The sequence below is a fragment of the Agrobacterium tumefaciens genome, from assembly GCF_005221325.1.
GTDB lineage: Bacteria > Pseudomonadota > Alphaproteobacteria > Rhizobiales > Rhizobiaceae > Agrobacterium.
This window is the reverse complement of the sequence record NZ_CP039889.1, coordinates 1,798,050-1,810,792: the sequence shown is the minus strand read 5'-3', so window position 1 is coordinate 1,810,792 and position 12,743 is coordinate 1,798,050. Positions and strand designations below refer to the sequence as shown.

The 12,743-nt window shown below is 60.8% G+C and carries 12 protein-coding genes; 1 reads left to right on the top strand and 11 read right to left on the bottom strand.

The window, feature by feature from the left end:
- Positions 1–3 precede the first annotated feature (3 nt).
- From CFBP5499_RS23280 to CFBP5499_RS23270, 3 genes are read right to left on the bottom strand one after another with little or no spacing between them, the layout of a single operon-like run.
- Positions 4–2,994 (bottom strand): sarcosine oxidase subunit alpha, encoded by a 2,991-nt coding sequence (locus CFBP5499_RS23280; RefSeq protein ID WP_080827922.1) that lies wholly within the window; start codon positions 2,992–2,994, stop codon positions 4–6.
- Positions 2,991–3,311: a sarcosine oxidase subunit delta gene (locus tag CFBP5499_RS23275; RefSeq protein ID WP_080827923.1), complete on the bottom strand. Its 321-nt coding sequence runs from the start codon at positions 3,309–3,311 to the stop codon at positions 2,991–2,993. Before CFBP5499_RS23275 ends, CFBP5499_RS23280 begins: the two co-directional genes overlap by 4 nt.
- Positions 3,312–3,322: 11 nt before the next feature.
- Entirely contained in the window at positions 3,323–4,576 is a 1,254-nt protein-coding gene (locus tag CFBP5499_RS23270; RefSeq protein ID WP_080827924.1) for a sarcosine oxidase subunit beta family protein, read from the bottom strand.
- An 85-nt stretch (positions 4,577–4,661) separates the two neighbouring features.
- Between CFBP5499_RS23270 and CFBP5499_RS23265 the strand changes: the two genes are divergently transcribed.
- A complete protein-coding gene (locus CFBP5499_RS23265; protein ID WP_175416859.1) occupies positions 4,662–5,708 on the top strand; it encodes a GlxA family transcriptional regulator in 1,047 nt (348 codons plus the stop codon).
- Between the two features lie 11 nt (positions 5,709–5,719).
- On the opposite strand, the gene CFBP5499_RS23260 is transcribed toward CFBP5499_RS23265, so the two are convergent.
- The 8 genes from CFBP5499_RS23260 to CFBP5499_RS23225 form a co-directional block, all read right to left on the bottom strand.
- Entirely contained in the window at positions 5,720–6,052 is a 333-nt protein-coding gene (locus tag CFBP5499_RS23260; RefSeq protein WP_080827926.1) for a cytochrome C oxidase subunit IV family protein, read from the bottom strand.
- A 14-nt stretch (positions 6,053–6,066) separates the two neighbouring features.
- A complete protein-coding gene (locus CFBP5499_RS23255; RefSeq protein ID WP_080827927.1) occupies positions 6,067–6,789 on the bottom strand; it encodes a heme-copper oxidase subunit III family protein in 723 nt (240 codons plus the stop codon).
- A gap of 10 nt (positions 6,790–6,799) precedes the next feature.
- Positions 6,800–7,504, bottom strand: a complete 705-nt coding sequence (locus CFBP5499_RS23250) for a cytochrome c oxidase subunit 3 (protein ID WP_080827928.1) — start codon at positions 7,502–7,504, stop codon at positions 6,800–6,802.
- Positions 7,501–9,279, bottom strand: a complete 1,779-nt coding sequence (locus CFBP5499_RS23245) for a cytochrome c oxidase subunit I (RefSeq protein ID WP_080827929.1) — start codon at positions 9,277–9,279, stop codon at positions 7,501–7,503. The genes CFBP5499_RS23250 and CFBP5499_RS23245 overlap by 4 nt, the downstream gene beginning before the upstream one ends.
- Before the next feature lie 55 nt (positions 9,280–9,334).
- A complete protein-coding gene (locus tag CFBP5499_RS23240) occupies positions 9,335–10,150 on the bottom strand; it encodes a cytochrome c oxidase subunit II (protein WP_080827930.1) in 816 nt (271 codons plus the stop codon).
- A gap of 129 nt (positions 10,151–10,279) precedes the next feature.
- The gene (locus CFBP5499_RS23235) at positions 10,280–10,666 is read right to left on the bottom strand and encodes a c-type cytochrome (protein ID WP_080827931.1); all 387 of its coding nucleotides are present in this window, start codon (positions 10,664–10,666) and stop codon (positions 10,280–10,282) included.
- A 103-nt stretch (positions 10,667–10,769) separates the two neighbouring features.
- The gene (locus CFBP5499_RS23230; protein ID WP_080827932.1) at positions 10,770–11,585 is read right to left on the bottom strand and encodes a DUF2189 domain-containing protein; all 816 of its coding nucleotides are present in this window, start codon (positions 11,583–11,585) and stop codon (positions 10,770–10,772) included.
- A gap of 275 nt (positions 11,586–11,860) precedes the next feature.
- Positions 11,861–12,694, bottom strand: coding sequence for an aldo/keto reductase (locus CFBP5499_RS23225; RefSeq protein ID WP_080827933.1), 834 nt, complete (start codon positions 12,692–12,694; stop codon positions 11,861–11,863).
- Positions 12,695–12,743: the final 49 nt, after the last annotated feature.

The window sequence follows — 12,743 nt, the reverse complement described above, 5'->3', positions numbered from 1 at the left end:
GGGTCAGATTTTCAGGCGGGTGTTTTCAGGATCGACAAAGACCATCCCGGTGATTTTCGCGGCAATGGTACGGTCCAGCATGGGAATATAGACGGTCTCGCCCATACGCTCGTGCCCACCTTCCACCAGCGCCAGCGCAATCGGCTGGCCGGCCGCATCCGAATGATAGGAGGAGGTTACATGCCCCACCATCTTCATCGGGACCGGCTGTTTCGCATCAAAGACGATCTGCGCGCCCTCTTCCAGCTTCGAGCGGTCTTCCGTCAGAAGACCGACGAGGTGGCGGCGGCCCTTGGCGACGAGATCGGGGCGGGCAAGGCCGCGCTTGCCGACGAAATCGGGCTTGTTCTTGCCCACGGCCCAGCCCATCGCGGCGTCATAGGGCGTCACCGTGCCGTCAGTATCCTGACCAACGATGATGTAACCCTTTTCGGCGCGCAGCACATGCATGGTTTCCGTGCCATAGGCGGTGATGTCGTATTGCTGGCCAGCCTCCCACAGGATTTCCCAGAGCTTGCGGCCGAGAGGTGCTGGCACATTGACCTCGAAACCGATCTCGCCGGTGAAGCTGACGCGGAAAAGCCGCGCCGGCATGCCTGCCACGGTGCATTCCACGCAGGACATGTGCGGGAAGGCCTCTTCCGTCAGCTCGACGCCTTCCACCAGCGGCGCGAGCAGCTTTGCCGCATTCGGGCCGTTCAGCGCAATGGTGGACCATTGCTCGGTGGTCGAGGTCAGCCAGACATTGAGATCAGGCCATTCGGTCTGGAGGTAATCCTCCATCATGTTCAGCACGCGGGCGGCACCGCCTGTCGTGGTGGTGACATGGAAACGGTCCTCGGTCATGCGGCCGATAACGCCATCATCACGGATGAAGCCGTCATCGCCGAGCAGCAGGCCGTAACGGCAACGGCCGGCGGCGAGCTTCGTCCAGGGATTGGTATACATGCGGTTCATGAACTCAACCGCGTCGGGGCCGACCACCTCGATCTTGCCGAGCGTCGAGGCGTCGAAAATGCCGACGCTCTGGCGCACCGCCCGGCATTCGCGGCCGACGGCCGCATCCATGTCTTCGCCAGGCTTCGGGAAATACCAGGCGCGACGCCATTGCCCGACAGGTTCATAGACCGCGCCATGCTCCTTAGCCCAGCTGTCGATCTGTGTCTTGCGCGTCACCTCGAAATGCTCGCCGCGGTGATAGCCCGCGAAAGCACCGAAGGTCGTTGGCGTATAAGGCGGGCGGAAGGTGGTCAGCCCCACCTGCGGCTGGGGTTTGCCAAGCGCTTCCGCCGCGATATTGAGGCCGTTGATGTTCGACATCTTGCCCTGATCGGTGGCCATGCCATTGGTCGTATAACGCTTGACATGCTCGATGGAGCGCATGCCCTCGCGCACGGCGAGCCGCAGGTCCTTGGCAGTCACATCATTCTGGTAATCGACGAAAGCCTTGGCCTTGCCGGCGTCGCGGTCACTCGGAAGCTCGGTATGCGAGACACCGCTGCCGATACGATCATGATCCACCGCATGGCTGGAAACGCTGGTGATCTTGCCGAGGGCTGCGACAACTTCGCGACCCCGCTCCGCACCGTCCTTCAGCGCGGCCCCGATGCCCCAGAGCCCGCGTCCGGCGCCCGCAATCACGCAATCTTCATTTGTAAGGGCGGGCAGGAAGGTCGTCCGCTCGTCGTCCCAGGCAAGCTTGCCCTGCGTGTGGGAGAAGAGATGCAGCGACGGCGTCCAGCCGCCCGACATCAGCACCGCGTCGCAGGCAATAACCTGTCCCGCAGCGACCGTGGAAGCATTCACCGGATTGACGCGGACCGACTTGACGCGCAGCCGCCCCGACGTCGCCGTGACCGTATGCGACAGCTTGACCGGAATACCGAGCGCACGCGCCTCGTTCACCAGCTCCTCGCGCACCTTGGCGCGGGTGTCGACAATGGCCTGCACGCGCGCGCCGGCGCCGTGAAGATCGAAAGCGGCATACCAGGCGCTGTCATGGCTCGTCGCCACCACCGGGCGGTTGCCGACCTTGACGCCGTAACGGTTGAGATAGGTCTGGGCCGCGCCTGCGAGCATCACGCCCGGCCGGTCGTTGCCGTGGAAAACCAGCGGCTTTTCCAGCGCGCCCTGCGCCAGCACCACCTGACGCGCCCGAACCCGCCACAGGCGTTCACGCGGCGTATCCTTCGGCACGGTTTCAAGATGGTCGGTCAGCTTTTCGCAAAGGCCGATCATGTTCTGGTGGTAATAGGCAATCGCCGTCGTGCGCGTCATCACCTTGACGCCCTGATCCTTCAGGGCCTTCAATTCATCCGCCAGCCAGGTCCATGCGGGCTTGCCGTCAATCTTCGCCTGGGGTTCAGACAGCAGCGTGCCGCCGGCTTCGGCATTTTCATCGACCAGCACGACCTTGAGACCATCGACCGCCGCCGCACGCGCGGCGGCGATACCGGCAGGACCGGCACCGACGATCAGCACGTCGCAATGCAGGTTGCGCGAGGCGTAGGTATCAGGGTCTTCTTCCTTGGGGGAGACGCCAAGGCCCGCGGCTGCGCGGATGAAAGGCTCATAGACCTTGTTCCAGAAGCTCTTCGGCCACATGAAGGTCTTGTAGTAGAAGCCGGCCGAAAACAGCATATAGGCCATGTCGTTAACAGCGCCGATATCGAATTTCAGGCTCGGATATTTATTCTGCGAGGTGGTTTCCAGCCCGTTCCAGATTTCCTGCACCGTAGCGCGGGTATTCGGCTCGAACCGACCGGCGCTACGGCGGGTGCCGATCAGCGCATTCGGCTCCTCGGAACCCGCCGCCACCGGGCCGCGCGGGCGGTGGTATTTGAACGAGCGGCCCATCAGATGCACGCCATTGGCGAGAAGCGCGGAAGCGACGGTGTCGCCCTTGACGCCGCGATAGGTCTTGCCGTCGAAGGTGAAGCTCACGGAACGGGCAGCATCCACCCGGCCACGGCCGGAAACGCGATAGGAATTCATTTCGACACCTCGGAGCTTACTGGTGCGCGTGTCAGGGAAGACAGTTCAGGGCGCGGCTCACCCGCGCGATAGGTCGTGAGGAACCGATCGCTCACCGTGTCGCGCACGGCGTTGAAGAAGCGGCCGCAGCCATGCAGGTGCCGCCAGCGCTCGAAATGCGGACCTTTGACGTTTTCGCGGATGAACAGGAATTCCTCCCATTGTTCATCGGTCTGCGACGAGGGGTCAGCGGCGCGGACGATATGCGCCTGTCCGGCATAGGTGAATTCGGCTTCGGGCAGCGTTTCGTTGCAATAGGGGCAACGGATCAAAAGCATGGGTCAGCTCCTCAATGCGCCACGGCGGCGGCGGCGGCCTCGTCGATCAGGCGGCCGGAGCGGAAGCGTTCCAGCGTGAATGGCGCGTTGATCGGGTGCGGTTCGTTTTTGGCGATGGTCCAGGCGAAGGTATGGGCAGCGCCCGGCGTGGCCTTGAAACCGCCCGTGCCCCAGCCGCAATTAACATAAAGCCCGTCGACCGGCGTCTTGCCGAGAATGGCCGAACGATCCGGCGTGACATCAACGATGCCGCCCCATTTGCGCAGCATCCGCATGCGATTGAAGATCGGGAAGATTTCGACGATGGCCGCGATCGTATGCTCGATCAGCGGCAGGCCGCCGCGCTGCGAATAGGAGGTGTACTGGTCCGTGCCCGAACCGATCACCAGCTCGCCCTTGTCGGACTGGCTGATATAGGCGTGGACCGCATTGGACATGACCACGCAGGGGAAGATCGGCTTGATCGGCTCCGACACCAGCGCCTGCAGCGGATAGCTTTCGAGCGGCAGGCGGACGCCGGCCGTATCCATGACGACAGATGTGTGACCGGCGGCCGAGACCGCGACCTTCTTCGCCTTGATGAAGCCGCGCGCCGTTTCCACACCGGCGACCGAGCCGTCGGCGTTACGGCGAATGGCGGTGACCGGGCAGTTCTGGATGATATCGACGCCGCGGGCGGCGGCACCGCGCGCATAACCCCAGGCGACCGCGTCGTGGCGCGCCGTGCCCGCACGCTCCTGCAATGCGCCGCCCATGACAGGGTAACGGGCATTCGGCGAAAGGCTCAAGGGCGGGCAATATTCCTTGCATTCTTCCGGGCTGAGCCAGCGATTGTCGACGCCGTTCAGGCGGTTGGAATGGATATGGCGTTTGAAGCTCTGCACATCGTGGACATTATGCGCCAGCATCAGCACACCGCGCCGGGAATACATGACGTTGTAGTTCAGTTCCTGGCTGAGATTTTCCCAGAGATCGACGGCGTGGTCATAAAGACGGGCGCTTTCGTCATAGAGATAGTTGGAACGGATGATGGTGGTGTTGCGGCCGGTATTGCCGCCGCCGAGCCAGCCCTTATCGATGACGGCGACATTGGTGATGCCGTGCTGACTGGCCAGATAATAGGCCGCACCCAGACCATGGCCGCCGGCACCGACGATGACCACGTCATATTCGGCTTTCGGCTGGCTGTCGGGCCATTGCTCGTCCCAGTTCTTGTGGCCGGTCAGGGCGTTCTTCAAAAGATTGAAGGCATTAAAACGCGTCATAGCGGGACCCGATGGTTGGAAAATCTCGTGTCTCAAAAGCTAGGAGCATTTGTCGCACCCCGGCTGGACAATCGCGTCTGTTTGCATGAATATTTGCGCCATGACCTCGCACAGAACCAGAAAACGCCTCAGCGTCGCCTTCCTGCTTGCCGATCGCTTCACGCTTTCGGCCTTCGCGAATTTCGTCGATGTGCTGCGTCTTGCCGCCGACGAGGCCGACCGCTCCCGGCCGATCCTGTGCGAATGGTCGGTGCTCTCGGCAACGCTCGGCAGCGTGCAGTCGAGCTGCGGCGTGAAAGTGCAGCCGGATACGCGACTGATCGATGCCGGGCACTACGATTATATCGTCGTTGTCGGCGGGTTGATCAGCGACCACAGCGCCCTGCCGCCGGAAGCGCTGCGTTTCCTGAAGGATCGCGCAGCGGCGGGTATTCCGATTGTCGGGCTTTGCACCGGCGTTTTCATCCTGCACGAGGCCGGCCTGCTCGACGGCTATCGCTGCTGCGTGAGCTGGTTCCATCGCCAGGATTTTCTTGATCGTTTCGATACGGTGCAAATGGTCTCCGACCAGATTTTCGTGATCGACCGCGATCGGCTGACCTGTTCCGGTGGCCATGGCGCCGCGCATCTGGCCGCCTTCCTTGTCGAGCGCCATGTCGGCCAGTCCGCCGCCATCAAAAGCCTCAACATCATGATGATCGACAGCGCGCTGAGCGGTGAAAAGCCCCAGCCCGGCCAGCAGAGCGCGCGCAAGGCCAATGATCCCCTGGTGAAGAAGGCGATCCTGCGGATGCAGCAGAATATCGAGGTTCCGAGAACCGTGCTGGAACTGGCCCATGATCTTGGCCTTGGCCGCCGCAGCCTCGAACGGCGTTTCCTCAATGACCTGAAGGCGACACCATCAAAGGTCTATCTCGAACTGCGGCTGGATCGCGCCCTGTCACTGCTGCGCACGACGCATGACCCGATCACCCAGATCGCGCTTGCCACCGGTTTCTGTGACGCGCCGCATCTTTCCCGCACGCTCAGGACCGAGCGTGGCTTTACCCCCAGCGAATATCGCAAGACACAGGCTGGCCACACGGCAACCGACGAGGAATTCGCCGTCGGCGTGCTGCTTCCCCAGTCCTGAACGGCCGGGCTCTACGAACCGGCGCCCATGAAGGTCAGCCGGGTGAAGACGGTATAGCTGGATTCCGAGGCCATCAAGGCTGCGAAGACGAGCACGAGGACCGGGGGAAGCAGGACGACATAGATCAGGACCAGCCGTTCCCAGGCCAGATGCATGAAGATCGCGATGATGAGCCCCGCCTTCAGCAGCATGAACAGGATGATCAGCGACCATCGAGGATAGCTCTGAATGCCGAGATAATCGACCAGATAGGAAAAGGTGCTGAGGACAAAAAGCAACCCCCAGGCCACCATGTAAAGCCTTATCGGATGCTGCTGTCCCTGTTGTGTCTGTTGCTCTGCCATGATGCCATCCTCACTCACCACAGATAGAAGAATGCAAAGATGAAGACCCACACCAGATCCACGAAGTGCCAGTAGAGCCCCATGATCTCGACGACCTCGTAGTGCCCCTTCCGGCTGGTGAAAAATCCGCGCCTTCCCTCATCGAAATCTCCCCGCCATACCTTGCGCGCGATGATGAGGAGGAACAGCACGCCGATCGAGACATGGGTGCCGTGAAAGCCGGTGATCATGAAAAAGGACGAGCCGAATTGCGCTGCACCCCACGGGTTTTCCCATGGGCGCACGCCCTCTGCGATCAGTTTGCTCCATTCGAAGGCCTGCATTCCGACGAACGTCGCGCCGAGTGCGGCCGTCAAGACCATCAGAGCAGCGGTTTTGCGGCGATCGCGGCGGTATCCGAAGTTGACGGCCATGGCCATCGTGCCGCTGCTGCTGATGAGAACGAAGGTCATGACGGCGATCAGGATCAGCGGAATCTCCCTGCCGCCGATCGTAAGAGCAAAGACCTCGCTCGGATTGGGCCAGGCGACGGTGGTCGACATGCGCGCCGCCATATAGGCCAGGAGAAAACAGCCAAAAATGAAGATGTCGCTCAGGATGAAGATCCACATCATCGCCTTGCCCCAGGAGACGTTCTTGAACGCCCGCTGGTCCGATGATAGATCGGCGGCGACGCCGCGCAGTCCCGTGGGCCGCAGATGCGGATCGCTTGCAGGTCTTTCCACGGATACGGTCATGATCGACTCCTTAACTGACCAATTGACGGCAGAGATCGACGAAACTGTTCGCCCAGCCGGCGAAAAGCGCAAAAAGGATGAGCCAGACAATCAGCATGAAATGCCAGTAGATGGCGCACAGCTCCACGCTGAGGCGTATCCGTGCCGACAGGGGCGCGGTCCGGGCGCGTATTGTGGTGCGTCCAAGCACGAAAAGCCCACCCGCTATATGCAGGCCGTGCAGCCCTGTTATCATGTAGAAGAAGCTGTTCGATGGATTGTCCGCCAGCACGTAACCTGCGGAGGTCAGTTGCCGCCAGGCCATGAACTGTCCGGCGACGAAGAGAAGGCCCGTCACGAAAGCCGTCGCAAGCGCCGCGTTCAGCCTGTCGCGGTGAATGGCGCCGGCTTCGGCCTTCGCCCATTGCAGCGCCAGACTGCTGGCGGCAAGCGCGACGGTGTTTGCCCATAACAGCCCGGGGATCGGGATGCCCCACCAGTCTGTACCGCCCATGCGGCCGAGATAGGCGCTGATGAGCAGCGCAAACAACGCACCGACGACGCCCAAAAAAACACCGAGCCCGAGTTTGGCGATCACCACCGGCGATCCCTGCAGCTGCGGCGTGTCGCCTGCCGGCCCCGCTTCCAGCCACGGTTTCGAGGTCAGCCGCTGTCCCGCCATCCACCAGCCGATGATGCCGGCGATCCCTGCCATGAAAATGAGAATGGCGATCATGGCGAGGCCCTCGCGGACGACCCGGTTGCCACCGGCTGGTTTTGCGGCAGGAAATCCTCATCCGCGCCGGGCACGCTGTAATCATAGGGCCAGCGATAAACGACAGGCAGGTCCCTGCCCCAGTTTCCGTGGACCGGCGGGGTCTGCGGCGTCTGCCATTCCAGAGTCGTCGCCCGCCATGGGTTGCCGCCAGCCGGTTTGCCCGAGCGCAGGCTCCAGGCGAGATTGAACAGGAACAGCAGTTGCGCCGCGCCGACGATCAGCGCAGCAACGGAAATGAACATGTTCAGCGTATGCGCAGATGGTGGAATGAAAGCGGTCTCGCCCAACTCGTAATAGCGGCGTGGCACGCCCATCAGCCCGAGATAGTGCATCGGGAAGAAGATGGCATAGGCGCCGAGAAAGGTGATCCAGAAATGGATATGTCCCATCGCCGTGTTCAGCATCCGGCCCGTGACTTTCGGATACCAATGGTGGATCGCCCCGAAGATCACCATGATCGGTGCGACCCCCATCACCATGTGGAAATGGGCGACGACGAACATGGTGTCGGAAAGCGGCACGTCGACCACGACGTTACCGAGGAAGAGACCGGTCAATCCGCCATTGATGAAGGTGACGATAAAGGCGAGCGCAAACAGCATCGGAAGGTTCAGATGGATATCGCCGCGCCACAGCGTCAGCACCCAGTTATAGACCTTGATCGCCGTCGGGACGGCGATGATCAGCGTCGTGGTGGCGAAAAAGAAGCCGAAGTTCGGGTTCATGCCGCTGACATACATATGATGCGCCCAGACGACGAAGCTCAGCGCCGCGATGATGACGATCGCCCAGACCATCATCCGGTAACCGAAGATATTCTTGCGCGCATGGGTGCTGATGAGATCCGAGACGATGCCGAAGGCCGGAAGCCCGACGATATAGACCTCCGGATGGCCGAAGAACCAGAACAGGTGCTGGAACAGGATGGGGCTACCGCCCCCCTGCTTCAACTGTTCGCCCATCTCGACGATGGAGGGCATGAAGAAGCTGGTGCCGAGCAGCCGGTCGAACAACATCATGACGGCGGCGACGAGGAGTGCGGGGAAGGCGAGCAGCGCCATGGCGGTCGCCGTGAATATGCCCCAGATCGTCAGCGGCATACGCATCAGCGTCATGCCGCGCGTGCGCCCCTGCAACACGGTGACGACGTAATTCAGCCCGCCGAGGGTGAAGCCGATGATGAACAGGATCAGCGACGACAGCATCAGGATGATGCCCCAGTCGCGCCCGCCCGGCGTGCCCGAAAGCAGCGCCTGCGGCGGATAAAGCGTCCAGCCGGCCCCCGTCGGCCCACCGGGCGCGAAGAAACCCGCGACCAGCACGATGACGGCGCAGAGATAGAGCCAGTAGCTCAGCATGTTCGCATAGGGAAAAACCATGTCGCGCGCACCGAGCATCAGCGGGATCAGGTAATTGCCGAAACCGCCGAGAAACAGCGCGGTGAGCAGATAGATCACCATGATCATGCCGTGCATAGTGATGAACTGATAATAATGTTCCGCGTCGATGAAGGAGAAATAGCCGGGAAAACCGAGCTGCAGCCGCATCAGCCAGGACAGCACCAGCGCAACCAGGCCGATTGCCGTGGCCGTCAGGAAATATTGAATGGCGATGATCTTGGCATCCTGGCTGAAGACATATTTCGTCCACCAGCTTTTCGGGTGATAAAGCTCGACGTCCTCGACTTCAGCGGGCTCGATGGCCTGCCCGGCAACGGATCCAGTCTCGACCATATTCCATCCTCCCTATTCCCTCCGATACGGCTTTTCCTTCCGGTATGCATGGTGCTCATCTCGCCGCCGGTATTTCCACCGAGGCCAGCAATTTCGAAAAAGTCGGCTGCTGCTCCAGCCAGGCCTGATAGTCAGCCTCGGTATCGACGATGACGGTGCCACGCATCTGCGGATGTCCGACGCCGCACAATTCCGCGCAGAGAACCTCGAAGGTTCCCGTCCGCGTCGGGGTAAACCAGTAATAGGTGACCGAGCCGGGGACCATGTCCATCTTGGCCCGGAACTCCGGCACGTAGAAATCATGGACGACATCAATCGCCCGCAGCAGCATTTTCACCGGCCTGCCGACAGGCAGATGCAACTCACCGCCTTCAACGATGACATCGTCCATTCCGGCGGGATCGTTTTTGTTCAAACCGAGCGGATTTTCCGGCGTGATGGCCCGCGTATCCGCCCGCCCGAGCCGACCGTCCGCTCCGGGTAGCCGGAAACTCCATTGCCATTGCTGACCGACGACTTCCACCTCGCTCGCACCATCAGGCACCGTCACGAACTGGTTCCACACGAAAAGGCCAGGCAGAAGCATTGCCGCCACCCCGACCCCGGTGCCACCCGCCAGCCACGCTTCCAGACGCCTGTTTTCCGGCTGGTATGCCGCCCGGTTTCCGGCGCGGTGCCTGAAGCGGAACACGCAATAGGCGACGAACAGAACGATGGCCGAGAAAACAAAACCGGTGATCCAGAAAGTGATGATGATCGTATTGTCGATATAGCTCCAGTTGGAGGCGATCGGCGTCCACCACCAGGGGCTCAGCAGGTGGAATGCGATCGATCCCACCACCAGCAGAACGAGAACCACAACGACAGCCATCGTCTCCTCCCTGACCCGGCCGCGAATATCTCCACGAGCCTGTCGCGAAGCATATTAGCATTATCTCATTAACAGGCCGTCCGGGCAATTGCGGTAACGGCAGCGGCTCGTCCCGCCCATTTTATCCAGCTATTTCGAATATTGCTTCAGATAGGCGATCAGATTGGTGATGTCGGTGTCGTCCTTCAGTCCGACAAAGGCCATCTTCGTGCCCTTCACCTTCGTCTTGGGGTCGTGCAGATAGTCGCGCAGCGATGTCTCGTTCCATACCAGACCCGTCTTGCCCGCATCCTGCATCGCCTGCGAATAGGCGAAGTTCGGGTGTGTGCCGGCGGTCCTGCCGAACAGGCCGTTCAGCGAGGGACCGACCTTGTTCTGGTCCGTTTCGGCGACATGACAAATGCCGCATTTTTTGAAAACGGTAGCCCCGGCGGCAGGATCGCCCTCCTGCGCGCCGACCTCGATCGGGAAAGCAATGGCGAAAAGCAGACAGATCGGAAGAAAACGATACCACATGGCATCCTCGCACTCTCCATGGCCATCCCGACCGTCACGGCCCCCTTTGAGCGGGAGCCGCAACGGCAAGGAGGATGATCTACGGATAGATTTCCTTATGAATTCAAGGCTTGTGGCCTGGATAACCGGGGACGATCAATTTTCGATAGAGGTGCCAGGTCGAATGTCCGAGGATGGGCATGACGACCGCAAGGCCGATAAAGGCCGGGATCGTGCCCACGAAAAGCAATGCCGCGACGATCAGGCCCCAAAGCGCCACCGGAACCGGATTGGCAAGCGTGGCGCGTATGCTCGCATCCACCGCCGCGACTGCACCGACATCCCGGTCAAGCAGCAGCGGAAACGTCACCACCGTTGTCGCCAGCACGATGACCGCGAAAACGAAACCGGCCAGATTGCCCCAGATGATGAGGGAAAGGCCCTGCGAAGTGGTCATCACATCCGACACAAATGTCGAGAGCGAGGCGGGACCGGCCGCATCGAAAGTCGCTGTATAGATGCTTTGCGCAACAATCAGCCAGACCGCGAAAAGCGCAAGCAGCATGACGGCGACCGCGACGATCGACGGCATGGCCGGAGAGTGACGAACCTCCAGCGCGTGGCGCCATGAGGTATCCAGCCCCTGCTCGCGCCGCCTGCTGATCTCATAAAGGCCGATGGCCGCGATCGGCCCGATCAGCGCAAAACCCGACATCAGCGGATAAATCAACGGCAGCAGATTTGCACCGGAACTCCACATCACCAGAAAAACGCCGGCAATCGGATACATAAGACAGAGAAAGACATAGTGGGATGGCTTCTCCTTGAAGTCATCAAGTCCCAGCCGCAACGCATCGACAATATCTGCAACGCCGATCTTGCGAACTTCCGGGCGAGTAAATTCTCCGCTCGCACCGGCCATGACATGGAATGCCGTCATAGCACTTCTCCTCCTGCGCCATGATCCGGCTGGCGGCACCGGAACGCCCGGTGACTTTATCCGTGCGTCAAACCGCAACCGGCTGACTTGTAATTTATCAAATTCTGCCGCCTTTGTCGCCTGCTGTTTAAGTTGCAGAAATCAGAGGTCTGCGTCGCCTCCGAGGGCCGGCAAGAGGCGAAGCGAACTCTCCCCAGCTGCCGAAGACGCGTTCCATCCACAATGGGCATTTGAACGAATGAAGGGAGAGGCAGGATGCCCCTCCCCTCCCATTATCAGGCAGCCTTGTCCCAGACCGGCGCAAGGCCGTCCGGCGAGACGATGCGGCCGCCGGGAACGGCCAGCGCGTGGATGGCGGCCATTTCATCGACCGAGAGTGCGAAATCGAAAATCGCGAAGTTTTCGGCAACGCGGGCCTCATCGACCGTCTTGGACAGCGCAATGACGCCCTCCTGCTGAACGAGCCAGCGCAGCACCACCTGCGCGACCGATTTGCTGTGTCGGGCACCGATATCCCTAAGGACGGCGTCGTTAAAGACCTTGCCGTCGGCCATACCATAATAGCCGGTGATCGACATGCCGGCTTTCTTCGCCGCGGCGATGACGACGTCCTGGTTGATGTAGGGATGGTATTCTATCTGGTTGGTGACGATCGGAGCCTTGGAGAGCTTGATCGATTCAGCCATCAACTCGGTATGGAAGTTGGAAACACCGATGTGGCGAACCTTGCCGGCTTCCTTCACCTCGTTCAGCGCGCCGATCTGCTCGGCGAGCGAAACCGCTTCATTCGGCCAGTGCAGCAGAAGCAGATCGACATAATCGGTCTTCAGCTTCTTCAGGCTCTCGTCAACGGATTTGATGAAGGCGTCATGCCCGTAATTCTCGACCCAGACCTTGGTGGTCAGGAAGATATCGCCGCGCGCCACACCGGAATTGACGATGGCTTCGCCGACTTCCGCTTCATTGCCATAGATCTGCGCGGTGTCCACATGGCGGAAGCCAACCTTCAACGCATGCGGAACAATCCTGAGAACATCGGGGCCGGGTATGCGGAAGGTGCCGAAGCCGAGGGCCGGAATAGTGGCGCCGTTGGCGGTTACAGTGTGCATTGGTTTCTCCTTGGTTTTTAGTTGAAGCTTTAGAGGGTGGGCATGGATG